The organism is Paenibacillus azoreducens (assembly GCF_021654775.1).
In the GTDB taxonomy this organism is placed as follows: domain Bacteria; phylum Bacillota; class Bacilli; order Paenibacillales; family Paenibacillaceae; genus Paenibacillus_AQ; species Paenibacillus_AQ azoreducens.
This window is the reverse complement of record NZ_AP025343.1, coordinates 7,010,477-7,036,327: the sequence shown is the minus strand read 5'-3', so window position 1 is coordinate 7,036,327 and position 25,851 is coordinate 7,010,477. Positions and strand designations below refer to the sequence as shown.

The following is a 25,851-nucleotide window of genomic DNA, read 5'->3' as shown; positions in this document are numbered from 1 at the left end:
GCCTAGGCTTGATTATGTACGAGGGTCTCTTTGAATTTCTCTCAGAAAGATCGTAATCGTATCCCGAAACATATGCGCGAGCTGTTCCTGAGGCAGGGTTTTAATGAAGGAACACAGGCCGCCGAGCCAGGCGCCAAGGAGGAGCGCATAATGCTCTACATCCAGAGGCGGAAACTCTCCGTTCGCAATGCCTAGCAGCAAAATATCGGTGTAGGCTTTCAGAGGTGTGACGGCAAGCCCGTATAGCTGCTGTACGGTCTCAGGCTTAGTGTTGGGATCTGCCGCGAGCTCTTGGCCTGCCTTCAGAAGAGGTGTCTCGTAGTTGTTCATGACATGTTCGCCCATCTTATAGAGCTTCTCGGTCGCTGTCTGGCTGTTTGCAGAAGCACGTTCCCATTTGTAGGCCCAATCGGCCATTCCTTTCAGGGCCAAGTGCAAGAATAAATTTTCTTTATTCTTGAAGTAGTAATAAATATGTCCTTTGCTGTAGCCGGATGCACGTGCTAACTCATCGATTGAAGTACCGGCATAGCCTTTCATGGCGAACAGTATGGCTGCTTGATCCGCAATGACGTGCATGGCTTGTTCACTGTCGTAACGTCGTTTACTCAAGGTGCACTCCTTTCTCAAGGACTTGGATATTCTTTTGAACGATTGTTCTAATTATAGAATATGGAGTATGGTGAAAATTGACAAGAGGCAGAAGCATAAATTCTTAGAATGTTCACTGAATGTTCACTATTTTTTATACCGAACATCTGACTCATCGCACTCCGGCGGATTGTGGTTTTGCACAGCCACGGTTCGTTGGGAAGCGTCTATCAAAAGCTAGCGTTATATGATACAGCGATCCTATCAATCGAGTATAATGAGAAAGATGTTATAACTCTGGAAGAAGACCAGCATTTGATTATTTTGATTGCTCAACAGATTTTATGGCGTAATAATGAGCATTTGGTTTCCGCGACCAATGTGATGCATGAGGCAAGCAAGCCAGAGAGTCAGATGAATCCATTTACTATATAAAGAATAACAAACGAGTTCGTGAGGATGCAGAAGGACTGTTCTAATTGGGTACAGATAATCAAGTGACATTATTTTCAAGTATAATTATAAGAGATAAGCCTTGAGAGCCTTACGTATGGTATAGTCATAAATATAGCTATATATTTTCTATGGAAGAACCGTGCCTAATTTTTTATTAAGCATGGTTTTTTTTGTTGGGGGGGGTTAGAATATTGAAACTTTCAGTGGAAAGTATCTCGGAACAAATAAGGAACAGGGTTGATGCAAAGTTTTCAGTATTATTGGCTAATTTAGCAGAAGAGTTGGCATATGACTTCATGTTCGCGCCCAAATATGGAATCACTCATAGATACGATCCTCCATGGGATTATTCGGGCATGCTGAATCGGACAAATGGATCATTTTCAATTGGTGATTATTATAGTGTTGAAGACTTTTTTAATGAATATACAGGTCAATCTACAGCTAGCTATGTAAGTGGTATCGGTTTTTTCCATAAACGGTTTGAGGAAAAGTACGAAGATTTGATCAGAGAATTTGTTTTTGAATGTTACATTGAGGTTCTGTCTGAAACAGATGATAATCTACTTGTTCAGTTGTTGTTGGAAAGAGGATATGATGTAGCGGAAACAGAAAAAAATGACATCATACAAACGGTCACGGATTATGAACTTTTTGAAGAGCCATTCTGGTATCATTACGAAATTATTGAGCGTGTGAAGCCGCTTAGTTTCAAAATGATGATTGCTCGTGGTAAAAATGAAGCGACTAAAAAATATCACCATCAATTGGTAAGATGGATGGAAGAAGAGGAAAAAATAAGCTTTGAAAAGAAAGGTGCACAAAAGCTTTGGAATAAACTCCAGAAACTATTCAGATTGCAAAAGGGATCTTCACTCCCCAAAATTGAAATGAAGGATTATAAAATGTTTTTGGAATTTTTGGATTATAACCGAATATCGATTGAAGAAAGGATCATTTTAGCTAAATATATGGGAGATAAATTTTCCAACAAAGTGTGCATGTGTTTAAAGAATGGGGAAGGGGAATGGTAATCACGGCAAACTGTGGTTTTACTCAGATACGGTTCGCCTCCATAAAAAACAGTGAGCATGCCTGATAAAGGTATGCTCACTGTTTTTTTGTATATCTAACATTTATAGTAGAGTAATTCAAGCTATTATCATGAATTAATATACATGCAAGAAGTAGGTTTCAATTTCAACTATATCTGTTTTATCAAGTTAGAAATAAGGTAATCAGTGAATTCAACAAACTTAAATAAACTAGCTTATTGGAACTAAATGGACGAGCTGAAGGTTTTTTGTCTATTGTTGTAGAATAAGTACTATAGACATAGTTTAAATAGAGGGGTGTCTCACTAATGAATAAAGATCAGCTTATTATAGAATGTATAGATTTGTATCGAAGAGAAAAAAAACAATTTCAACTTTTTTTGAACTCAATACGTGATTTTTTTGAACTGGATCCTCCAATTAATGATACGAAGCAGTCAGTTATTCATTCTATAAAGTATCGTTTAAAAGATGAGGAGCACTTAGCCGAAAAAGTCAATCGAAAAAGTTCTACTGATAATCCTATTAATGCTAATAATTTATTTAGTAGAGTAACCGACTTGGCTGGTTTACGTATACTCCATTTGTATCAGGATCAGTTTCCAATTATACATGAAAAAATAATGAATAAGGTTAGCTCACGAGATTGGTATTTTGTGGAATCCCCGAAAGCATATACCTGGGATCCAGAAACTGTTAATTTTTTCAGTGGTTTAGGTATACGATGTGAACAAAAGGAGAGTTATTATACGAGTATTCATTATCTAGTAAAACAAAAGGTTGATACCTCTATTATTTGTGAAATTCAAGTTCGTACGCTTTTTGAAGAAATCTGGGGAGAAATCGATCATTCAATTAATTATCCACAATCAATTGATAGCGTTGCATGTAAGGAACAAATTCGGGTGCTTTCTAAACTGGTATCTACAGGAACTAGATTGGCTGATTCTATTTTTAGAACATATAACGACTACAGAACACAGGTTAAAGAAACACAAAATGAGGAGCCAATTAACCCTGTAGAGGAAGTGAATGAAGGTTTTGATAGTAAGCTAAAAGTTCGTGACTTAAAGGTAGTACAGCAATATTTACTAACAGGTAATAGTAATTGGTTTGATCAAGTAGTTTCAGATTTGAGTAGAGTAATAGGTGCTACATTTATGTGGCCAAATGGTTACTGGCCTTTTGAGAAACTAGCTCCAAATGCTAAGCCACAATCAGGAGACTATTTTGTAGTTGGATATAAAAATGCCACTGAAAAAATTGTTGGTGTTATAAAATATGCAGGGATAAAATCGCTAACAGATATTATTACTGAGAATGAACTAGAACCAAACGAAAGAATAACTAATGGATTTAGCGACGTAAATGATTTAAGAAAATTTGTTAACAATAGAAGGGAGGTGGGTTGTATTACTATTGAGAATATTAAGATTGTCTCGAATGAGGAATATAATTATAAATTCGGAGAGTTTAAAGAGACGTACACAGTCAGACAGAACAGTTTGTTTATTCATAAAATTGGTATTGATGTAAGCAAAACGAATCTCGGGTGACATCAAAACTGTCACTACACCCGTAGAAGCTTATGTGGCGTTGTCTTCGGACAGGGGTTCGACTCCCCATGCCTCCATTTATGTAGTCATTAGAAAGGCTGCTTTTCGAATCAATCGGATAGCAGTCTTTTTTCTATATTCAAGGAAATGTTATGATGTGGTTTCGTTATTTCAGAAGACATCATTGGTAGTAATTTTCCTTTTATCAGGTATATAATATAGACAGGGAAAGGATGGATTTTATATTCATAAAAAATAATATTTGGAAATTTATTGAGTGAAGAAGCAGGGGCTGCAATTACAAACCTTTGGGCGGTCACGAGGAGACTTAATCTCTAGGATACCTCAGTAGCGGGCGCCCTTGGCAATCGACTTCAATTCGTCTTTTAATAGAATGTCGTGCATAATTGTCATTACTCGCGAGTTTGTTGATCTTGGATAGATCCGACGCTGGCCTAACTCCGGATCAGCACTGGGCGCGAAGCCGTACTCAGTTCTACGCCGTAAGTCATTGGGGGATTCTGGCTAGAAGATCCTTGAGATTTGATTCTGCAGTAAAAATATATCACAAGAAAAATCAAAGTTAAATGAAACCGATGAGAGAACTGAAAAATTTGAAAGGGAGCGTTTTGTTTGAAAGGGTCAAAATTATTAGTTATCATGTCGTTGTTATTGTTATTTTTTACAGGCTGTTTTTCTGAAAAAACATCTTCCGATAAAGTAACCCAACTTTCAACATTAAATGGTGAAAGCGAGCATTGGCAACTGCAAGGATATAAATTGAAAATTGAAGGGGATACACTTTTTGCTGGAGATGGTGAATTACATTATAAATTGGATGAAAAAATAACTGATCATATTTCGTTTAAGATGGTTGCAGTAATTGATGATAAAGAAATTGTTCTACAAGAAATGAAAATCGTAAGTTCGGGAAGAAATTTCAATAAACAAGATACAGGTAAAGCGGAATTAAAAGTGCCAATGAATAACGAAGGCGAAAAAATTACCTTTATAAATAAAGATAAACTATACGGGGTAATAGAATGGATATCACACGAAGGAAAACGAGTGGAAGAAACTATAAAGTTTAGCGAATAAAATGAATTTGCTTCACTATGGGAAACGACAGTTCGAAAACTGAGCAAAACCCGCAACTTATGGTAGATTTGTTTTCACTTTGGAAAAGAGCCTATTTATTTTAAAGCGCTTTAGGAACGGAAGGTTTTGGTTTTACAGATACGATGGCGGCAAATGCCGGGTAGCTAGCTCCTGTTGCCAACATAAAAACACCTCCAAGGTTGTCTCCATATCTTACGATATGGTTGGCATTCTCTTGAAGGTGTTTATTTTTTCTCACGCTACGAGTGCAGCGTTATAATAAAATTCATTTATGTTGTCCATGAGGTAACAGCAAGTGGGCGGAGGAGATGGAGGCACATCCATTCGCCTTGTTGGCCAATTCCTTTATTGGTTACAGGAAAGCCTTGCTAGAGTCTTCGTTGTTGCAACTGCAAATGATGTATCCAAGCTGCCTCCGGAACTGCTGCGCAGAGGACGTTTCGATGAGCTATTTTTTGTGGATCTGCCAACTGCGAGTGAACGCGAAGAGATTATAAAGATTTATATTGAAAAAGGATTGAAGAGAACAATATCAAATGATTTATTGCAACATTTGGTAAGGGTTTCAGAGGGGTTTGCCGGTGCGGATTTGGAAGCTGCTGTTCGAGATGTTGTGAAGCAAGCATACGTAAAAGGGGACAATTCAATTACAGATGAAACTTTTATAAACTTCTTTACAAATGTTGTGCCGTTATCACAAACAAGCCCAGAACAGATTGAGACGATACGTACTTGGGGAAAAGAAAGGGCAGTGCCTGCTGGTAAAATAAATGAAGAACACAATGGTCATGGCGTTCACCGTCCAAGTGGACGAAAAGTAATTGTATAGCATATCAACACCATCCTTCAGATCGGGACTTAGGCCGCCGATTAATGAAAGACAAGATTCTTGTTTTCGCGAATGAAGGATTTATCGCCTTTGTCTTCAATGCGGCGCTATCGATTGAAGGGAAATGTGGTTTTGCTTAGCCACGAATCGCCTGAACAAAAAACATGTAAAAATACACCTGCTTGGTGTATTTTTTGCTTATTGCATAAGTTAATTGATCCTTCATTAAAGCTGTCCGTTCGGAATCCTTTACTGATCTGACGGGCAATAGTGTTCACTTCACTTAGAAAGGCAATTTAAAATATATCGTTTTAAAACATGGTAAAATATAGTTAGAAACCATTGAAAATGGAGAACCTTAACTTTTGGCAAGCCGAGAAAGTAAAATTAGGGGAATTGAGCCTAAAGACCGAAAAACTAAGTTTCAATGGCGTTTAGATAGCGATGCATTTGGAAGGGGAAAAAACTGAATTCTCGATAAAACACAAATTCAATGCAACACGAGCTTTATATGCTTAGAAAGGGGAGTCTTATGACACCAAAGATCCTGTACATCGAAGATGACGATGAGATTGGTTCTTGGCTTGCAGATTATTTATCCGGTAACGGATACGCAGTGAAATGGCTGAAATCAGCGAATGAGCTGACAGAAGATATGCTGCAGGTTGACCTTGTGATTTTAGACGTTATGCTTACCGGATTGGACGGGTACTCAGTGGGGAATCGCATAAGGAAAAGGCACCCCAGTATCCCGATCATGATGCTGACGGCGAGAACATCCATCGAGGACAAGCTTCAGGGACTGGCATTTGCCGATGACTATATGACCAAGCCTTTTCATCCCGACGAGCTGTGCGCGCGGATCAAAATTTTACTGCGCCGAAAGGGTGACATCCAGGCGGACCAGGTCCAACTGGGGCATATGATCATCGACAAAGCGAGCAACCGCATGACAAATGCTCATACTGGAGAAGACATCGTGCTGACTGGCAAGCAATATCACATTTTCATGGAGCTGTTCCGTAATGCCAACCGCATTCTTACCAAGAAAAGACTGTTTGAGTCTGTCTGGGGAGAACCTTATTTTGAAGGAGATAAAACCCTAATGGTACATATCCGCCACCTGCGAGAAAAGATAGAGATCGATCCCGGAAATCCGGTTATTATCGAAACCATACGCGGCGTCGGCTATCGGGTCAAGTTATGAGGAAGGGGACATCTCTGCTTATTCGGTATATGTTCCTTATTTGCGCGGCGTTAATTCTGTTTCCTCTTGCACCTGTTCTATTTTATTTGCCGAGTTTTATTTCCGATATTCGCATGAGTGATCTTCCACCCCATCAAAATGTCGCTCTGATTACCTTTATGGTCGTGGTGTTTACATTGTTTTTGGTGATTTCTTTTTTATTTTTCTATCGCATTCGCCGTCGGCTGGTTCGGTTAGAAGTGGCTATGACCGTGAAAGGAGAGGACGGCATTCCAAACAGTGTAATCTCCGGCAGTAATGACGAGATCGGTCGGCTTGAACAATCTTTTAATACAATGAGCAGTCAGTTGAAGATGATGAGAGAAAACGAGAAGCAGGAGGGGGAACTGCGAAAACAGCTGATTGCCAACTTGTCGCATGATCTGCGGACACCGTTGACGGTGATCAGGCAGCATGTGCATACACTCCATAGCGCATCTTCTGATCCATCTCACGATTCGTTCAATGTCATCAATAGGAAACTAGATGATATCGGCAAGCTCATGGATAATTTGCTTTCTTATACTTTATTATCGGCAGGCAAGTATCCGATGGAATTGAAGGATACTGACATTCTGGACGAGCTTCGCGATGCGGCTGCGGAATGGTATCCGGTCTTTGAAGCAGAAGGTTTTGATATTCAAATCGAGCTGCCGGAGGAATCAGTCATATGGTGCATTGACCCATTCTGGTTTCGCATGATCATTGAAAATCTGTTTCAAAATGTGATTCGGCACGCCAAATCTGGGCGGTATATCGGCATTGATTACCGTGAATTAGATGGCGATGCGGTTGTCGCGATACATGATCATGGTCCTGGCATGACTCAAAGTTCGGATGCGAAAGGAGCGGGGATCGGTCTATCCATTGTAGCTCTCATGCTAAAGGAAATGAAGCTGCAGTGGAAGATTGACTCCAGGAACACCGGGACAACCGTATATATCAGCGCACCCTCGTTGAAATTAAACAAAACTTAAATTTGAGGTCACCTGAATGCCAACCTACGGGTGGTAGTATGGCTATGAGGTGATAAGATTGAATATCAAGAAAAGAAATTGGGCAGGGTATATCGCATGCATATGCGGTTTGTTATATGCTCTTCCGCACTACTGGTGGGGACTCGGGATATCGTTTGGTTACCCGGAAGATTTTACGGCAGCGCCAGATGACATAGCGTCACAATTATTCAGTTATTGGTTTTTGGGGACGGCAGCCGTTATCGCTTCCCTGTATGGCTTGTCGTTCGTTTATCCATGGGGTGACAAACTGCCAAGGAGGTTGAAGCTCATCCTCGCGTGGATAGGATGTATTCTGTTGTCCGTATGGGGCTTTGCCTTCTTTGTAATGCAGTTTCTGTACGCGATCGGACGTGTCGTGCCGGCTCCCGCATTTACTGCAATGGATGCACACCCAATGGCGGTATGGGGATACTTTTGGTACTTTTTATTCCTTTGTTGGGGAATTTCGCTCGGATTTGCAGCGATCATCGAATCCCGCAGGTAGAGCGTATGACGCATTGAACGGAATGAACATCAGCTGTCTCTTACGAATAGTCTATCGGCGGATTGTGGATTTACTAATCTATGGTTCGCCTCCATATGTAATATCAGTGAGACCACCTTAAAAGGTGGCCTCACTGCATTTTACGGGTTTGTTGCAGGGTACATTGCGGTTAGAATGCCTTGCTATGACTGAGTTTGTACGGAGTGTTGTTGATTGCAGGAATTAGAATTCCATGATTAATTGAAAACCAATCATGACGGCTTTTGCCGGAACCAACGGAGCTGGGAAAAGTACACTTCCACTACTCGCGATGATCAATACTCATTAATTGGTCAGGACCGGTCGTCCTAGCCTAAAGTCTAGTTTCAGATCCCCCCTTAAGACGGTTATGTCAGGCGAGTAAGGCGGATATAATGGATTTATAACTCGGAGCGTGACTTATGAAACAAAGGAGTGTTTGGATATGAAGGCAATAGAAGGGACTGCAACGGAGCGGGCAGGTAAGGTGAATTGGGTGCTGTTTAATCCAAAAACCTATGCAACGATCCTCTATTTACTGCTATCTCTCCCGTTAGGGATTATCTATTTTACAGTAGCAGTAACGGGACTTGCACTATCAATCGGTTTAACTCCAATATTTATCGGAATACCGCTGTTTTTTGGAGTAGCTAAGCTGTTGAATGGGATTGTGAATTTTGAACAAAACATGATTAGACAAATTTTAGGTTTACCTACTCCTCCTGTTTCGTATACGCAAAATCGACAGTCTGAAGCTGGGCAGAACTGGTTGAAGCGAATGATGAAAGGTTTTGACGGGGGGCTATTCATTCGAAACCTGCTGCTCGTATTCCTAAGATTTGTAACAGGCATTGTATTTTTTGCTATTATGGTCACGGCGATTTCACTAGGACTAGGACTTATTGCTCTTCCAGTCGTGCATATCATTTTGATGAATGAAATACAGCTCGATATTTTAGAGAATAGCTTGTTTAGTTATTTTCATATAGATTGGACTTATAATCAGCAATATCTGCTGTATGTAGGAGTTGGCCTTGTACTTTTTTGGGGCGCGCTTCGCGTCGTGAATGGGCTCATGCAAATTCAGCGTAGAATCATGTATGTGGATGAGCCATATCAGCAGCCGTCAGTGCCAGTGGAACCACAAATACATGAGACGGTTCAGTCGCAATATTATGACTATCAAGAGGATCAACCCACTCAAGGGATGATACAGTCAGCCTACAGAGAGCTTTAGAAGCTCTCTTTTTAATATCCACTAAATAATAAGGACTTAAATACATAGTGGATGTGGGAGGGGGTTATTGGGGAAGAATAAAAGAAAAGTGTCAAGTACAGCCTTGACAATACGCTCCCTCATCAGACCCAGGACCCACATTTTTATACGGATGAGTACTGGTTAGTTATCGAAAGGCCGGAGCGTGGAGGTGGAGGGCCTAATGAAAAAACGCATTAAACCATTGCCAGATCCTGAACTAAGGGCTATTCTGCGAGCTGCGGACGATATCATTGCCGAAGGCGGAAGGACGCTTCTTTCAAAAATTTTGAAAGGTTCAAAGGAACGAAAGCTGCTAGAGCTTGGCTTAGATCGAAACCCTTCTTATGGTTATTATAAAGACCTTACATTGGAACAGATTATGGATAAAGTGGATCACATGATTCGAACAGGTTTTCTGGAAACGGAGCTCAATGGTAAACTTCCCACAATTATATTTACTCCGCGAGGATGGGCGATCGAGAGAGAAAGGCGAGCTGAAGAGTTCGTACAAGAATGGGATCGCTGGCTGGAAAATAACGTAACGCCGCTTAACATGGAGTACTTGAAAGAACGGAATAGGGGCATGATATTTTTGTTCTTGTACAAAATTTTATGTTCCAGGGATAAAAAGTATATTCCATTTTTGACTTTATGGGAACGTATCGATTTTAAAAAAGTGCAGGCTGAAATTCGTAATGTCATTCAAGCCCTGAAACAGAGCGATGATATGGATGATGAAAAATGGAAGCAGTTATTGTCCGAGCGGGCTCAATCGCTGATCATTCGCTCACAAGACCCGATTTTTCTGGCGTGTCAGTCATGTGGAGGATTTTTTATATTTGACGAGACGAATCTTGAATATTACACGAGTGAAGGTTTACGCTTTCCGAACGAGTGTATAAACTGCATGGAAGGTCATCTTCTGCATCGATAGCATCTCATTTAAGCTTGAATGCTCAAACTACACCTTCATATAGTCAAATCAAAAAGACACATGTCAGGTGTCTTTTTGATTTGTGAATCTCATTTGATGAATAAACGTGCAGATCTAAAAGGGATCGATGCTACTCTATGCACCGCAGCATTTTTTGTATTTTTTACCACTTCCGCAGGGACAGGGGTCATTTCTACCGACCTTTTCCGGAGCTACATACGGGACGTTGGACGGTAGACCAAATCGATTAGTATTAGTTGGATTTACCCCTTGTAATTTCCTTCCCAGTTTGGCATTTTCCTGCTTACGGGCAAGAAGTTCTTGTTCTCTTTCTTTTTGCTCTATTTTATGTTTATATCTTTCCAGTTCGGGTAAGTGAACATTATTCATGATGCAGTTGACATATAGAGATTCTTCTAGGTCAACCAGTCTATCATATCCTTGTCCAATTTGGTGTGAAACTAATGGGATGCCCTCAACTGATAGCAATGTACAAAGTCCATAAGCCAACGAAGTGGCGACAGTTGGATCTTGTTCTACAGGTAACAGGTCTAGAATTACCTTTTCCGATTCAGGCTGTTTCAAGCGGCCGAGTACATCGCTGGCAAACAGACGAAAATCCCAACTCTCCTTAGGGAACCTACAGACAATCTCACTTACCACATCGGAGGAACCAATACGAACTAACGCGGTTACAGCATTTTCGGTTACTAGATCCCCCTCATGTCCTAAAAGGTTGACCAGAGCTGGAATTGCTTCGTGCAGCTTTTTCTCGCCTGCCAACAGTATTCCATACTCCAGCTCATAACTTTCATTCGCAGGATTCAAGATGCTTAATATTTCTGCGGGATCCAAGTCAGACCGCTTTGACATCTCTTGAATGATCAGGATTCCGTACCCATAGTTAAACTCATTAACATATTTCCCTGTTGCGTCTAGACATAATTCTCGAAGTTGGTCCCACAAAGTAGATGTGGTCATCGAAGATAGCTGAAACCGATGCTCAATCTGTTCTTGATATCCTGTAGGAAGCAGGTTTAGTTTGTGCTGAAATGCTTCGAGAAGCTGAAGATCACTGTTAGATATGATTTTAAAGATTTGAAATTTCGTGTTGATATGCAGAGTGGAGTTTTCTAGGAAATTGAATAGTGCTTCAAGCGTCATGTTCGTTTGAGGGAATTTTTCCGCATAAAAAAGATGCAGTTGCTCCAATGATTTAGTGTTCTGCATTCGCTCGATAAGAAGAGGCATCAACTCTTGATCATAAAGACATCCTTCTGAAAAATATTCAACTGCAGCATTGCTTATTAACTTATCGGGATGTAGTATAAACGATTTTACTTGTGTTGGTTCTAACATGATATCATCCTTCACATTAATTTCGCTTTTAACTTAAATATAGCATTATTAGAGGAAGGGAAACATTAATAATCTGATATTGCCCTGTTCTCCGTGCTATTGTATACCGATGCTTAGAGGGACGGTTTCCTTTGTCAGGTTTATCGAAAGAGGTGTTGTAGTGCTTTCTCATTTTATTAAAGACGAATAAGTGGCTTATTAAATGGAGACGATCGGTTCTGTGGCGTGTGTGAAAAGGGTGTTTCGCCCGTCAAAAGGAGGCCAAGATGAACGAAACAGCATTAGAGCTTCAGTTATTTGAGAACTTAAAGCCTGAGTTAACAAGGACAAGCACATATACCACGTCCAAAATTTCATTAATACAAAATTATTTTCCCGATTTGGGCTTCCTGCACAAATACACCGATGAATATCGTAATCTAATTTCGTCTAAATAAATGAGAAGCAAAATTACGATTATCAAAGATAGAAAGGATGATAGTTTATGCGTAAAATCATTCTCTTCATTCACAGTTCAATTAATGGAGTTGTCACTGGCGATCCAAGCGAGGACAAAACCAACTGGGCGGTCTGGAGAAATAGCGCCGGGATTGAGGAAGGTTCTCAGTATCTATTAAAAATTTTCGAGACAGCGGATACCATTTTGCTTGGCCGTGGAACCTACGAAGACCTCTCTAGAAAGTGGCCGAATACTCGAGGTTCAAGCCTGGGTGATAAGATAAACAACGCCCACAAACTCGTTGTAACAAGCGCCCGCCCACACGAAAATCTAAAATGGGGAGAATTTGAAGCTCCAAAACCATTGACCGGCAGTAATATAGAAGAGCAAATTAAGGACCTAAAAAATGGTGACGGTGGCGACATTGTTATTTTCGGTAGCCCAACGCTCGTGCGGTCACTTGCAAACGCAAATCTTATTGACGAATATCAGATAGTCATGCACCCGGTTGTGGTCAACGTAGGTGAGCATTTGTTTGACAATCTTAATGAGCAGAAGGAATTCCATCTCGTGGACGTCAAAACACTTAAGGTTGGTTCCCTCTTGGTAACCTACAGACCCGCTAAAGCTTAGCTCAACCCGGCAGATCATTACTGTCAACACAAACAGTTACCCGATTGATAATGTGAATGGACCGTCAGCGTTTGTTTTAGCGCATTCGCACACTCATTCGTTGGAGTAGCCTCCTCGTTTTTCCAAGGGGCTGCGCCACACATTTCCAACTGCTTGTCAAGTTCTATTTCTCATTTTTATACAAAAAAAGAGCGGGCTATCTTTTCGATAACCTGCTCTCGTCCTTGATTTTTGGCCCCACGCCTTATCTTAATGACATTGCTCAAGCGGTCGGGTTTTTCTTTACACATAAATAATCCTATTTTGCATTCTTATCCGGCTGGTGAATACCAAAAGTATTCCCCTCAGTGTCAATATAATACCCTTGCCATGCCATTCCAGGCAATGCGTACTTTGGCAATGCGAGCTTGCCTCCAAGATTAAGAATTTTGGTTTCAGTAGAATCGTAGTCTTCCACTCCCATTGTACATGCATAGCCATTCAAGGCCTGACCTGATTCTGGGGCAGCGCCTTGACGTTGCATCAAAGCCCCGTTAATTCCCAGTTCATTTGCATCGCCCGTCACAGCTCCGAAATAGGGCATTCCAGCATAATCGCTCCAATCCTCAAATGTCCATCCAAATACCTCACCATAAAATTTCTTAGCACGTTCCATATCATTTACATGAATTTCGAAATGAACCATTCTGCCCATGATAAAAAAACCTCCTATGTTTTGGCTTTCTTAAATCTTTTATTATGTATTCGTTTTGATTCTCCTTCTTCATTATTGTAATTATTTAAAAATTTATTCATTTTTTCATAAAAGGGGCCGTTACCAAGGATTCACATAGAAAATCAGTAACGTTCTAAGAGGCATATATTTATTAGCTTCAAAAGTACATAAACCTACGTATTTGATACTAAAGTTTCAAATGGGATTAACAGCCATATCTTTTAAAATAGATATAAAGACCTATTTTTTGTCGAATAAGGTCGACCGATAAAATCTAATAAGGGCTTTTTTAGCAGTATAGAATTTATAAGTTTTTTTGGGGGTCCCCGCAAAGTATTTGGAATAAGCATCGAAGCATAGGCTCCACTTTGTGGGGTTATTTAATAATAAAGGAGTGGGGCTTATAATGAAGATTTCTACCTGGCTTAAAGCGATGAGTGGAGCTTTTATTTTTCTGACGGTTCTGAACGGAGTTAGTGTCTATAGCCTTCAAAAGAGCGTAGCGCAGGAACGCACCACAGTAAAAAGGCAAGCGGAATTCAAGCAATTAGGAATCGATTTAGCCAACTCCTCGGACTATTTAACTAACGAAGCAAGAGCTTTCGTGCAGTTCGGAGATAAAGTCCACTATGACAACTACTGGAAGGAAGTAAACGAGACTAAAACGAGAGATCATGTAGTAGAGAGATTAACTGCATTGGGTGCGCCTAAAGAAGAGCTGGATCTTATATCACAGTCAAAACAAATTTCGGATACTCTTGTCAAGACAGAAAATGCGGCAATGAAAGCTGTGGCGGACAAAGATTTTACCAAAGCCCGGGAACTCATGTTTGACAGCAATTACGATGCTATGAAAAAGACCATTACGAAGCCGCTGCAGCAATTTCAACAGAAGATGAATGCTAGAGCGGAAAATGAAGCAAACGCCGCAAAGCAAAAAGCAAGCCTGATGCTTACGATAACTGTTCTTTTGCTTATAATTACATTTGGGGCATTACTTGCAATATTTATTATAATTTTTGTGAAGTTGAAACCGCTTAAGTTAGTCAATGAAAAGATCGCCGAAATTGCGCTGAGCGGGGGTGATCTAACGGGACGACTGGATTACTCCGGCAAGGATGAGATTGGAGAAATCTCGAACTCCTTAAATGCTATGTTGGAGACCCTGCAATCCATTATAAAAGATGTCCGTCATGCCTCCCGCAGTGTATTGAGTTCATCCAGTAAATTGGTTGAAAATACGAAGGAAACTGCAAGTACGACAGAGGAAATTACGAGACAGGGAACCAGTATCGAGCAAGGGGCGACAACATCAGTGCAGAGCACGATGGATGCTTCGCATGCGATCAATGAAATGTCTGTAGGTGTGCAGCGTATCGCCGTATCCGCGGAGGATCTTGCTAATGTCGCAACTGAGACGGAGAAAGAGGCAGCAAGCGGTGTTAACTTTATACAGCAAGTTAGCAAGCAGATGGCCCAAATTAGCGATTCTGTAAGTTCAACGGTAGAAATCGTATCCAATTTGAAAGATCGCTCTTCTCATATTGAGAAAATTGTTAGTGCCATCACGGAAATATCGAATCAAACGAATTTGCTTTCGTTAAATGCTTCCATTGAAGCGGCAAGAGCAGGCGAACATGGAAGAGGTTTTTCTGTAGTGGCCGGCGAAATCCGGAAACTGGCGGAGCATTCCTCTGCCTCAGCAGGGCAAATATTCGGATTGCTGCAAGATATTATGAAAGATTCTCAAGAAACTGAACATGCGATGCAGCAAGTGACGAATGAAGTATTGACGGGGCAAAAGAAGATGGAAGAAGCGATTGAATCATTTGAAAACATTTTGAAATCCACTCAGAAAGTGGCCTGGCAAGTTCAGGAGGTTTCCGCTGTTAGCGAACAAATGGCGGCAGGCTCTGAAGAAATTGCAGCATCTGTTACCGAAATGGCAACTATAGCTGAAGAATCGCTTACCGGAGTTAAAGCAGTGAACGATATGACTGCAAAGCAAAGCTCCTTGGTTCAGGAGGTAGCTTCACTTACGGACTTGCTTAGCAAAGATTCCCGAAGCTTGGAAGCTCTCGTGATGAAGTTTAAAGTATAAAATGAATAGAACGTGTGCCATACGGTACCCATGCACCTTCTGAAACAATCTCAATAACACGCAGCGGGGAATTGTGGTTTTGTACAGCCATGGATCGCCTCCATCATGAAAGCTCGACCTCATGCGGTCCGGGCTTTTTTTAACATATCGAGTATAAACTTCCGGGGTCCCCGCAAAGTATTTGGAATAAGCAGCGAAGCATAGGCTTCACTCAGTACTTTTGCTCCGCAAAAGCGCCTCTCTTTGAAGGGCGCCCTTACTTCTTTCCGATACTCTTTGTGGGGTTATTTTATTGGTGTTTGTAATGTGCATTTTATTGGCGACGTTTAGAACATTGTTGACATCAAAAAATAACATGCTACCATTTAATAGACAGGCAGTCGGTCGTTTAAAGGAGGGCATAAAAATGAGAGTCGTAAAAAAAGCGGAGGAACGCAGGAATGAAGTACTTGATGCGGCGGATGAGCTTTTCAGCCAGAAGGGTTTTGACGGCACAAGTACAAACGATATTCTCGAAAAGGTCGGAATTGCACGGGGAACATTGTATCATCACTTCAAGTCGAAGGAGGATATTATGGACGCGCTAATAGAGCGGTATAATGTTCGACTTTTAGGTGCGGCGGAGGAAATTGCCGCAGACAAGAGCATCCCCGTAGTCGAGCGGATTATCCACGTTGTTATGGCACTGAATATAAGCGGCGGAAGCAGCAATGAAATTATGGATCACATTCACAAACCTCAGAACGCGCTTATGCATCAGAAAATACAAAAGGTCATCATCAATGGCGTTACGCCGATCCTGACGGGAATCATCCGTGAGGGCTTAGAGCAGGGATTGTTCAACACGCCGTTCCCATATGAATGCATGGAAATGGTTGTGATTTATGCGAATACCGTTTTTGATGACGATATGGTTCAAATGACGAATGAAGAGCGTGTTTTACGCATACAGGCATTTGTCTTCAACATCGAAAGGCTGCTTGGAGCCGAAAGCGGGAGCTTGATGCACATCATGAAGGTGTTTGGCAACGGTAATAGGGGAGTCGATGAATAGTTCGGGGGAAAAAGCTCGAAAACAGAGGTGACTTATGTATTACAGGATAATCCGCAATGATATTCTAAAAAGCAAAGCAATAACGCTGACAACAACGATATTTGTCGCTGCCGCAGCCATGCTTGTGTCCCTTGCCGCAATCCTCTTCGTCAATCTTTCAGGGGCGCTAAACGAACTCATGACTACGGCAAAAACGCCGCATTTTATGCAAATGCACTCAGGCGAGATCGATTCTGAGCACCTTCAGGCTTTTGCGGAGCAAAATTCCAATGTCGATGAATTTCAGGTGCTTGAATTTCTTAACATGGACGGCTCGCAAATTCGATTTGGCGATCGTTCGCTTGCCAATAGTGTTCAGGATAATGGGTTCAGCATCCAGAGCGAGAAGTTCGATTATCTTCTTGATCTTGAAGGTCGTGTCATAAACGCCTCCGATGGAGAGCTCTATGTTCCAATCAGCTACATGAAGGACGGCATCGCAAAGGTTGGCGACAAGGCTATCGTAAGCGGGAAGGAATTTACTGTCGCGGGTTTTCTTCGAGATTCGCAGATGAACTCCATGCTAGCCTCTTCCAAAAGATTTCTGATCAGTAAACATGATTTCGAGGATCTAAAAAATCTGGGAAGTATCGAGTATCTGATTGAGTTCAGATTAAAGGATTTGTCGAAGCTCAACGAATTCGAAACGGCTTATGCTTCAGCGGGGCTTGAAACGAACGGGCCAATGATTACATATCCGCTTTTCAAAACGATTAACGCGATATCCGATGGAATGATGATTGGGGTCATCCTCCTTGTAAGCGTGCTTGTCGTTGCAATCGCATTGATGTGCATACGCTTTACGCTCCTTGCGAAGGTCGAAGACGATTACCGCGAAATTGGCGTTATGAAGGCAATCGGGCTGCGGATCTCCTACATAAAGAAGATTTATCTAGCGAAGTACGCGGCGATATCGGCGGTAGGCTGTGTTCTCGGGTTTGCACTTTCTTTTGCGTTCAAAGGGATGCTTCTTGCAAATATCCGGCTTCATATGGGTGAAAGCAAAAATTCCTCTTTTGCCTTGTTGTTCGGTATCATCGGCATACTGCTTGTATTCCTTGCAATGATTGCCTATGTCAACGGAGTGCTGAGACGCTTTCGGAAAATATCTGCCGCCGAGGCCATCCGCTTTGGCACTTCACAAGAAAAGACCACGGGCGCAAAGCGTTTTAATCTGAGCGGAAACAGAATGTTTAATACAAATATTTTTCTCGGTGTCAAAGATGTTCTGGCAAGAAAAAAACTTTACGCTACAATGCTTGCAGTGCTGATGATTTCGGCATTTATCATTATTGTTCCGCAGAACCTGCACAACACGATTTCCTCCAAAAGCTTCATCAAATATATGGGGATCGGCAACAGCGATATGCGCATAGACATTCAGCAGACCGACAATATGCCTGAAAAGGCCGCTGAAATTATAAAAACGATGAGCAGCGACAGTGCCGTTTCCAAGTATGCTGTGCTTACGACAAAAACATTCAAAACAAAGACGAAAGACGGTTTGGAGGAAAGGTTGAAAATTGAGCTCGGCGATCATTCCATATTCCCTCTAGTATATTCTGAGGGCAGAGCACCCGCCGCAGAGGACGAAATTGCGCTTTCGGCTATGAACGCCAATGAGCTGAGCAAAAAGGTCGGCGAAACCATTACACTGGTGATTGAGGGGAAGGAAAAAAATCTCACGGTAAGCGGCATTTATTCCGACATTACCAACGGAGGCAAAACGGCAAAGGCTGTGTTCACCGACCATTCGGCGAACACAATGTGGTACGTGATCTATGCCGAGCTTTCGGATCCAATCCTTATCGGCAGCAAGGTTTCAGAATATGCGAAAAGGTTTGATTATGCAAAGGTTTCGGACATTGATGAATATATGGCTCAGACATACGGTTCGACATTAAGCTCCGTCGGCAAGGCGTCCAAATCTGCAATTGTCGTCGCGTTGATTATAACGGTATTGGTTACGCTGTTGTTTATGAAAATGCTTGTCGCAAAAGACAGATATTCCATTGCCGTCATGAAAGCGTTCGGTTTTACCAACTCGGATATGAAGGCGCAGTATGTTTCGCGTTCGGTATTCGTACTGATTGTCGGAATTGTTCTCGGTACGCTTTTGGCTAACACTCTTGGAGAGATGATTGCTGGCGCGGCGATATCCTCCTTTGGGGCGTCGAAGTTTCATTTTACGGTCAATCCGCTTTCTGCGTACCTGTTCAGTCCGCTTCTGATGATAGGCTCGGTACTTATCGCAACAATCATCGGCACTTCGGGCGCGGGACGAATCAAAATTTCCGAACATATAAAGGAGTAGGCATATGAAGAAGATTATTATCGGTGATCATATCGTAAAATCTTTCGGCGAGGGCGATGAAAAACGCAATGTTCTGGGCGGCGTGACCGTGGAAATAAACGAGGGCGAGTTCGTCGCGGTGATGGGACCTTCCGGCTCAGGAAAATCAACGCTGATGTTTGTACTGAGCGGGACGGATGGCGTTAATGGCGGAAAAGTAGTTGTTGACGGCAGGGATTTATCGGAGGTTGGCGAGAATGAGCTTTCCGATATACGCAGAACGAAAATGGGGTTTGTGTTTCAACAGCCGACGATGCTGAAAAATCTGAATATCCTCGACAACATTATTCTTCCATCCATGCGGGGCAACAGAAAAAACGCCGCAAAAATGACGGAAAAAGCAAGAGCGCTTATGAAAAGGGTAGGTATTGCGGAGCTTGAAAGACGCGACATTACGCAGGTGTCGGGTGGTCAACTTCAACGTGCGGGAATATGCCGCGCGCTTATGAACAGCCCGAAAGTTATTTTCGGCGATGAACCTACGGGTGCGCTCAACTCCAAATCGGCGCAGGAGATTATGGACATCTTTTCCGAAATCAACGCGGAGGGGACTGCGATTATGCTTGTCACCCACGACGCTATGGTTGCGGCGCGGACGGAGCGTATTATGTTTATGCGCGACGGGACCATCGTCAGCGATTTGAAGCTTCCAAAGTTTAACGGGACGGATATGGATGGCAGAGTCGAGAAAGTAGCGGCGAAAATGAGGGAAATCGGGATCTGATGCCGGCGGTTGACCCCCAATAAAGCCTTATACAATGGGACATCATGGTTCAAGTTAATATTAATGGCGGGGTTGGGATACGCTTGTGGACTCCCCTCGCCACCATACATAAAAACCCGCTCAGCGAGCGGGTTTTGCTTCATTAGTGCCACAGCCCGGGTGGAAGTACGAGCTAGGGCAGCTTAATCATTTTATTTTACTGTCTACTTTACCATTTATTTAGCTGTTTTAAATGAACTACGTATTTCTGAGTACGAATCCCCATCGTTCCCGGATGGAGTCAAACCCATGTAAACTTTATTATCGATAATCATCACGATCATTTCTTTATCGTTTGCCGATTGAATGAGTACTAATGATCCTTTTGAGTCTTCGTCTTCATATGGCACAGATTCTGCAACCTTCGGCTCCTTCAGCTTCTGGTCTTCCGAAGCCCCTAACTTAGCCCATTGACGGAGTTTACCTTGCACATCGGGGTGCACATTCTCATCAACAAACTTCAATCTGTCCTCTTTCTTTGTTCCATTGTAGTAGTCCGTTACATAGGATAGTGCCAGCTTCTCATCCGCAGATCGATCCTGCGAATCCGCAGCATTATTACTTGAGCATCCAGATAATATAATCACTGCGGCGAATAAAATAGATAGAAATTTTGTAAAGTTCCTCATGTTTCCCCCTTGGAATATATAAATATACTCGTTAGTCTATCAGGGATAGGAAGGATTTGGTAGTAAAATTAAGGGTATTTTATATCATTAAGTATTATTTTGAAAAATATGATAGACATATTGCAGCAAGTTCTTAATGGATTTTGCTAAGTAAAACACATTTTATAATAGTTTGATATATATTTTTAAAAGCAATGTTGTTGTTACAATAAATATAAAACAATGTGCGGTTATTGCTTTATGTATATCGTAGGAGGACAACAAATGTTGGATTTTTTTAAATTTGATACGGATGAAGAAAGGCGGTCTTTATTAATCAGAGCAGGGAAAGTCGCTTTATCAGCCCTACAACAGTATGATCTGGAATGGAAACGCATTCAATTTATCCGGTTATCCGATACGATCACGTATAAAATTGAGACGAATACGGGGGACAGTTATCTGCTTCGTATTCATTCAGACCGGTTGAGCAAAGAGGAGATCCGTTCGGAACTAATATTTCTAAAGGCATTAAACAAAGCGAATGATCTAAATGTACCGGAAGGGATAGCAAGTTGTGACGGCGCTTATGTATTAGAAATCGAAGCAGAAATGGGATATAAGCGTCCTTATGTCACGATAATGCGGTGGGTAGAGGGACATGCAAGAGAAGAAATGACGGATAGCTGCGCTTATAACATGGGTGTATTGACGGGCAGGCTTCATGAAACAGCTGAGGGTTTCAATCCGCCCCCTGATTTTGTACGACCTACATGGGGACCAGACAGTTTTAGACGTGAAATGGCTAAGTTGGAGCGGTATTACGAGCGTTTTTTGTCGGATGAGGCATGGAAGTTGTATCAAAAGGCAGCTGAGAAGGTTTTATCCGAACTGACTGTAATTCCTAGGAACGATCTAAATTATGGACTCATTCATGCCGATTTACACACTGGCAATATTATTTTCGTTGGTGATCATCCCTACCCGATTGATTTCGGAAGATGCGGTCACGGATATTATCTCTATGATATGGCAGCCATCATGTTGGAGCTTTGGCCGAAGCATCGATGGATGTTAATCCAAGGCTACGAGAGTGTAAGAAAGATAGAGGCGGACTATGTCCGGTATCTGGAATGTTTTTTCGTCATGATCATGATCGGGAACTACAGCCATCATTCCTCCGATCCAAGAGAAACAGCCGGTTTAATCGATGAACAAAAATACGCCCAAGCATACATAAGAGAATATTTGAAAGGCAATTCATTTTTATTTGAAGTGATCGAGCCCGTGAGGATGGATTAACTTCGGGAGTTTAAAAACGTTAGACATGCACTGTAGAGGTGTGTATCTAACGTTTTTTCATGCTAAGGCGCCTACATAATCTGATCGAAAACTTTCAACCCGCCGGGTAACCACTTGGTTCTGGCCACGCTTTTTCTTGTGCATACATCAATTTGTCTTATAAAACCTAACGTTTGTTGACTACAGTATCAAGTTTGTTGTCTGGATGAAAGCGCTCTATTTCCTATAGAATGAACTTACAACAAGCAATAAACGCTAACGGAAGGGTGGGGGACATGGACACCAAGGCTAAAAGTAAGCGCTTACGAACGCGTTGGCGCAAACAGGATGTCGAGCTGACGTTTTTGGCGCTGCCGACTACCGTGTGGTACATTCTTTTCTGTTTCTTGCCGATGTTCGGGATCATCATCGCCTTTAAGGATTTCAAAATCAGCGGCGGGTTTTTGAGCAATGTGCTTAATAGCCCCTGGTCGGGTTTCAAAAACTTCGAATTTTTATTCAAGTCCAACGATGCTTGGATCATTATTAGAAACACGCTGGGGTACAACATCATATTTATCATCCTGAGTATTGTGATTCCGGTTACTCTGGCGCTAATGATCGGTATGCTTCACAACCGCAAAGCAGGGAAAGTATATCAAACGATGATGTTTTTGCCCTACTTTCTGTCATGGGTCGTCGTTTCAGCGGTAGGTTGGGCATTTTTAAGCTTTGACAAGGGAATCGTCAATCAAATGCTTGTTAACATGGGCAGCGAGCCGATTAATTGGTACATGGAGCCGAAATACTGGCCGTACTTTTTGATCTTTATGAATGTTTGGAAGGGCTTGGGTTATGGTATGGTCGTTTACTTGGCGACGATTACCGGCATCGATAAAACCTACTATGAGGCGGCCGTTATTGATGGCGCTTCCATTTGGCAACAGACGCGGTTTATTACATTGCCTTTGATGAAGCTGGTCATCGTCATGATGTTCATCTTGGCCGTAGGCCGTATCTTCTATACGGATTTCGGGTTATTCTTCCAGGTGCCGCGGGATTCCAATTCCCTGTTTAACGTGACCACAACCATTGATGTATTGGTATATAAGCAATTGAAAACCGCAACTGTCGGCATGGCTTCCGCAGCCGCATTCGTTCAATCCGTGCTGGGCTGTTTGATGATTTTGACTGCCAACTGGGTCGTTCGCAGAATAGATCCGGACAGCGCGATGATATAAGGGGGTGGCGTTTATGGCAACGAGAACGGTATACGAAAGCGGCCTGGATAGATTCAATCGTCCCAGCAAAGGCGTTAATATCATTTTCAATCTCATATTTATCCTGCTTGCGTTAATTTGTGTCGTGCCCATACTGGTCGTGCTGTCCATTTCGCTATCCAGCGAGGAATCCATCCGCCAAACGGGATATCACATCCTTCCGGCTGCGCTTTCCGGCGAGGCTTACAGCTATATCGCTAAGCAGGGTACCATGATCCTCCGTGCGCTTGGCGTATCCCTATTCGTCACGATCATTGGCACTGTGCTGGGCGTGCTGCTCACCGCCTCGATGGGTTATGTGATCTCCCGGCCGAATTACAAACTAAAAGGGTTGCTCACATGGATCGTATTTATCCCTATGGTGTTCAACGGCGGTTTGGTTTCCAGCTACTATATCAACGCGAATTTGTTGGGACTTAAGGACACGATTTGGGCGTTGATTCTGCCGCTGGCGGTTTCCTCTTTTAACGTGATCATTTGCAAAACGTTTTTTAAGAGTACGATTCCGGATGGTTTGATCGAATCCGCGGAAATAGACGGAGCGAGCCAGCTGCGCATTTTCTTCTCGATCGTTTTGCCAATATCTTTGCCTGTACTTGCAACCATCGGATTGTTTCTGTGCTTTGGTTACTGGAATGACTGGTTCCAATCGATGCTGTATATCAACAATCAGGATCTGTATTCCTTGCAGGCTCTGCTCAACAACTTGATGAGCAACGTGGACGCGCTTGCCAAGAACGCTGCCAGCATGGGCGTCAGCTACGCATTGCTTGCAGCGACGATGCCTAAAGAATCTGCCCGTATGGCGGTGGCCATCGTCATCGTACTTCCTGTGGCCTTTGCATATCCATTCTTTCAGCGGTACTTTATTTCCGGTCTAACGGTAGGCGCCGTCAAAGGGTAATTTGAAATAAGCGGTCATTCATCGTGGAAAAGGCTTCGAATAGAAGCTTTTCTAATAACATCGCCGTTTGCTAATAGCGGCGCAGAACTACTAAAAAGGGGGAAATATCAATGAAAAGATCTTTGAAGGTTATCTCCAGTCTTTGCATGGCGACACTTCTCATGTCCGCGCTTGCGGGCTGCGGCTCGAAGTCGGAACCATCCGCTTCTGATTCAAACACATCAGATTCAAAAGCTCCCGATTCTTCCAAATCTACTGCTGAAGTGCCTACTTTGGTATGGTGGACGATTGGCGGTCAGGTTCCGAACAACTTTGATAAGGCGATCGCAGCTATGAACGAGTACACAGCGGAAAAGATCGGCGTCAAGGTTGACATCAAGGTGGCGAGCTGGGGAGAATGGGACACCAAAATCAACACGATCGTAAATACGGGTGAACCTTTCGACATCTTGTTCACTAACAACACCAAATACAACCAGCAAGTTTCGATGGGCGCACTTGCCGATATTACCGATCTCGTACAGAGTGAAACGCCGGATTTGTACAAATTGATTCCTGAAAAGGTATGGGATGGCACCAAGATTGGCGGCAAGATTTACTCCGTGCCTACTTATAAAGACTCGGCCCTGACCCAGTATTGGGTATTCGATCATAAGTATGTAGATAAATACGGATTTAATGTAAATAACATCAAGACTTTAAAGGATCTGGATAAGCCTCTCCATGATATGAAAGCCGGTGAAGGCAAGAGCTTCTATCCAGTGCCGATGACCCAGAGCGAAGGTTTAAATGGGTTCTTTAACGGGTATGACGATATGGCTATGGGATTTCCTCCTATTGGTGTGAAAGCGGATGACGCTTCCCGCAAAGTCATCTCTGTCCTGGAGCAGCCGGATGTCATGGATAATTTGAAGACTTTGCACCAATGGTACAAAGATGGCATTATCAACCCGGATGCACCTACCAAATCTGAACCGGACAAAGGTCGTCCATTCTTTAGTGCGCAAGGGTTCCCTGGCGCAGAAACCAGCTGGCAAATCAACGAGGGTGTAGAGAAGTACGATATGGTGCAGAACTACGGTCCAATCTACATGACTTCGACGATTCAAGGTTCCTTAAATGGGATATCCGCCAACTCGAAGTATAAGAAAGAAGCATTGAAATACCTGGAACTGGTCAACACCGATCCGAAACTGCGCAACATGCTTGCATTTGGTGAAGAGGGCGTAGATTACAAGAAAATCGATGGTGAAAAGGTTATCGAGCGTACAACGGACACTTGGCCGCTGGCTGCGTATACGCAAGGCACATTCTTCAATATGGCAACAACCAAGGGTGCCCCTGAAGATCAATGGCAGCAGGTTCAGAAGCTGAATGAACAGGCGTTTGCTTCATCCCTGCTCGGCTTTTCAATGGATATTTCCAAACTTTCTACTGAAGTAGCCAATACCAAGGCTGTGTGGGATAAATACCGCTATGAACTGCTTACAGGCGCATCCGATCCGGAGAAGATGGTGCCGAAGATCGTTTCTGAACTAAAAGCGGCAGGCATGGATACCATTATGAAGGCCGCCCAAGAGCAGATTGACGCATACTTCAGTAAGTAATATTACAGGCCGCTCTGCTTGAAGGCCCGAACGGAAGAGTCATCTGCCCGTTCGGGCTTTCTTGTACCAATAGAATTTACATAGTTCCGGGATCCCCGGTAAATTAAAATGGAATAAGTTTCGAAGGCCGCGAATGGTTAGAAAATGGAT

General features: G+C 42.5%; 22 protein-coding genes. 18 read left to right on the top strand and 4 right to left on the bottom strand.

Features of this window, described 5'->3' with window-relative positions; genetic code table 11:
* Nucleotides 1–12: 12 nt before the first annotated feature.
* Entirely contained in the window at nt 13–612 is a 600-nt protein-coding gene (locus L6442_RS31490; RefSeq protein ID WP_212979882.1) for a TetR/AcrR family transcriptional regulator, read from the bottom strand.
* A 626-nt stretch (nt 613–1,238) separates the two neighbouring features.
* On the opposite strand from L6442_RS31490, the gene L6442_RS31485 reads away from it, so the two are divergent.
* From L6442_RS31485 to L6442_RS31445, 9 genes are all read left to right on the top strand, one after another.
* Nucleotides 1,239–2,081, top strand: coding sequence for a hypothetical protein (locus tag L6442_RS31485; protein WP_212979881.1), 843 nt, complete (start codon nt 1,239–1,241; stop codon nt 2,079–2,081).
* A 329-nt stretch (nt 2,082–2,410) separates the two neighbouring features.
* Nucleotides 2,411–3,658 (top strand): nucleotidyltransferase family protein, encoded by a 1,248-nt coding sequence (locus tag L6442_RS31480; protein ID WP_212979880.1) that lies wholly within the window; start codon nt 2,411–2,413, stop codon nt 3,656–3,658.
* Nucleotides 3,659–4,291: 633 nt separating this feature from the next.
* Nucleotides 4,292–4,756 (top strand): hypothetical protein, encoded by a 465-nt coding sequence (locus tag L6442_RS31475; RefSeq protein ID WP_212979879.1) that lies wholly within the window; start codon nt 4,292–4,294, stop codon nt 4,754–4,756.
* Nucleotides 4,757–5,072: 316 nt separating this feature from the next.
* Complete coding sequence (locus L6442_RS31470) at nt 5,073–5,606, top strand: AAA family ATPase (RefSeq protein WP_237100144.1); 534 nt, start codon at nt 5,073–5,075, stop codon at nt 5,604–5,606.
* 532 nt (nt 5,607–6,138) lie between these two features.
* Nucleotides 6,139–6,813: a response regulator transcription factor gene (locus L6442_RS31465; protein WP_212979878.1), complete on the top strand. Its 675-nt coding sequence runs from the start codon at nt 6,139–6,141 to the stop codon at nt 6,811–6,813.
* A gap of 113 nt (nt 6,814–6,926) precedes the next feature.
* Nucleotides 6,927–7,829 (top strand): HAMP domain-containing sensor histidine kinase, encoded by a 903-nt coding sequence (locus L6442_RS31460; RefSeq protein WP_212979877.1) that lies wholly within the window; start codon nt 6,927–6,929, stop codon nt 7,827–7,829.
* 49 nt (nt 7,830–7,878) lie between these two features.
* The gene (locus tag L6442_RS31455) at nt 7,879–8,355 is read left to right on the top strand and encodes a DUF3995 domain-containing protein (RefSeq protein ID WP_373871835.1); all 477 of its coding nucleotides are present in this window, start codon (nt 7,879–7,881) and stop codon (nt 8,353–8,355) included.
* 463 nt (nt 8,356–8,818) lie between these two features.
* The gene (locus L6442_RS31450) at nt 8,819–9,610 is read left to right on the top strand and encodes a sensor domain-containing protein (protein WP_212979875.1); all 792 of its coding nucleotides are present in this window, start codon (nt 8,819–8,821) and stop codon (nt 9,608–9,610) included.
* Between the two features lie 202 nt (nt 9,611–9,812).
* On the top strand, nt 9,813–10,565 hold the full coding sequence (locus L6442_RS31445) for an RQC-minor-1 family DNA-binding protein (protein WP_212979874.1): 753 nt from the start codon (nt 9,813–9,815) through the stop codon (nt 10,563–10,565).
* 135 nt (nt 10,566–10,700) lie between these two features.
* On the opposite strand, the gene L6442_RS31440 is transcribed toward L6442_RS31445, so the two are convergent.
* Complete coding sequence (locus L6442_RS31440; protein ID WP_237100143.1) at nt 10,701–11,924, bottom strand: SEC-C metal-binding domain-containing protein; 1,224 nt, start codon at nt 11,922–11,924, stop codon at nt 10,701–10,703.
* A gap of 484 nt (nt 11,925–12,408) precedes the next feature.
* On the opposite strand from L6442_RS31440, the gene L6442_RS31435 reads away from it, so the two are divergent.
* Nucleotides 12,409–12,996, top strand: a complete 588-nt coding sequence (locus L6442_RS31435) for a dihydrofolate reductase family protein (protein ID WP_212979873.1) — start codon at nt 12,409–12,411, stop codon at nt 12,994–12,996.
* 298 nt (nt 12,997–13,294) lie between these two features.
* Here L6442_RS31435 and L6442_RS31430 read toward each other — a convergent pair whose 3' ends face one another.
* Entirely contained in the window at nt 13,295–13,690 is a 396-nt protein-coding gene (locus tag L6442_RS31430) for a VOC family protein (protein ID WP_194231828.1), read from the bottom strand.
* 427 nt (nt 13,691–14,117) lie between these two features.
* On the opposite strand from L6442_RS31430, the gene L6442_RS31425 reads away from it, so the two are divergent.
* From L6442_RS31425 to L6442_RS31410, 4 genes are all read left to right on the top strand, one after another.
* Nucleotides 14,118–15,812 (top strand): methyl-accepting chemotaxis protein, encoded by a 1,695-nt coding sequence (locus L6442_RS31425; protein WP_212979872.1) that lies wholly within the window; start codon nt 14,118–14,120, stop codon nt 15,810–15,812.
* Nucleotides 15,813–16,218: 406 nt separating this feature from the next.
* On the top strand, nt 16,219–16,866 hold the full coding sequence (locus tag L6442_RS31420) for a TetR/AcrR family transcriptional regulator (protein WP_212979871.1): 648 nt from the start codon (nt 16,219–16,221) through the stop codon (nt 16,864–16,866).
* Between the two features lie 34 nt (nt 16,867–16,900).
* Nucleotides 16,901–19,219, top strand: coding sequence for an ABC transporter permease (locus L6442_RS31415; protein WP_212979870.1), 2,319 nt, complete (start codon nt 16,901–16,903; stop codon nt 19,217–19,219).
* Between the two features lie 4 nt (nt 19,220–19,223).
* Complete coding sequence (locus tag L6442_RS31410) at nt 19,224–19,982, top strand: ABC transporter ATP-binding protein (RefSeq protein ID WP_212979869.1); 759 nt, start codon at nt 19,224–19,226, stop codon at nt 19,980–19,982.
* 215 nt (nt 19,983–20,197) lie between these two features.
* Here the strand turns inward: L6442_RS31410 and L6442_RS31405 are convergent, their stop codons facing one another.
* Nucleotides 20,198–20,650 carry a hypothetical protein gene (locus L6442_RS31405; RefSeq protein ID WP_212979868.1) on the bottom strand — a complete coding sequence of 151 codons (453 nt, stop codon included), beginning with the start codon at nt 20,648–20,650 and terminating at the stop codon, nt 20,198–20,200.
* A gap of 264 nt (nt 20,651–20,914) precedes the next feature.
* Here L6442_RS31405 and L6442_RS31400 point away from each other — a divergent pair, with 264 nt between their 5' ends.
* The 4 genes from L6442_RS31400 to L6442_RS31385 all read left to right on the top strand — a co-directional run bounded on the left by L6442_RS31400 (nt 20,915) and on the right by L6442_RS31385 (nt 25,701).
* Nucleotides 20,915–21,931, top strand: coding sequence for a phosphotransferase enzyme family protein (locus tag L6442_RS31400; RefSeq protein ID WP_212979867.1), 1,017 nt, complete (start codon nt 20,915–20,917; stop codon nt 21,929–21,931).
* A 275-nt stretch (nt 21,932–22,206) separates the two neighbouring features.
* A complete protein-coding gene (locus tag L6442_RS31395; RefSeq protein ID WP_212979866.1) occupies nt 22,207–23,151 on the top strand; it encodes an ABC transporter permease in 945 nt (314 codons plus the stop codon).
* A gap of 13 nt (nt 23,152–23,164) precedes the next feature.
* Nucleotides 23,165–24,094, top strand: a complete 930-nt coding sequence (locus tag L6442_RS31390) for a carbohydrate ABC transporter permease (RefSeq protein ID WP_212979865.1) — start codon at nt 23,165–23,167, stop codon at nt 24,092–24,094.
* A gap of 110 nt (nt 24,095–24,204) precedes the next feature.
* Complete coding sequence (locus L6442_RS31385; RefSeq protein ID WP_212979864.1) at nt 24,205–25,701, top strand: ABC transporter substrate-binding protein; 1,497 nt, start codon at nt 24,205–24,207, stop codon at nt 25,699–25,701.
* Nucleotides 25,702–25,851 lie beyond the last annotated feature (150 nt).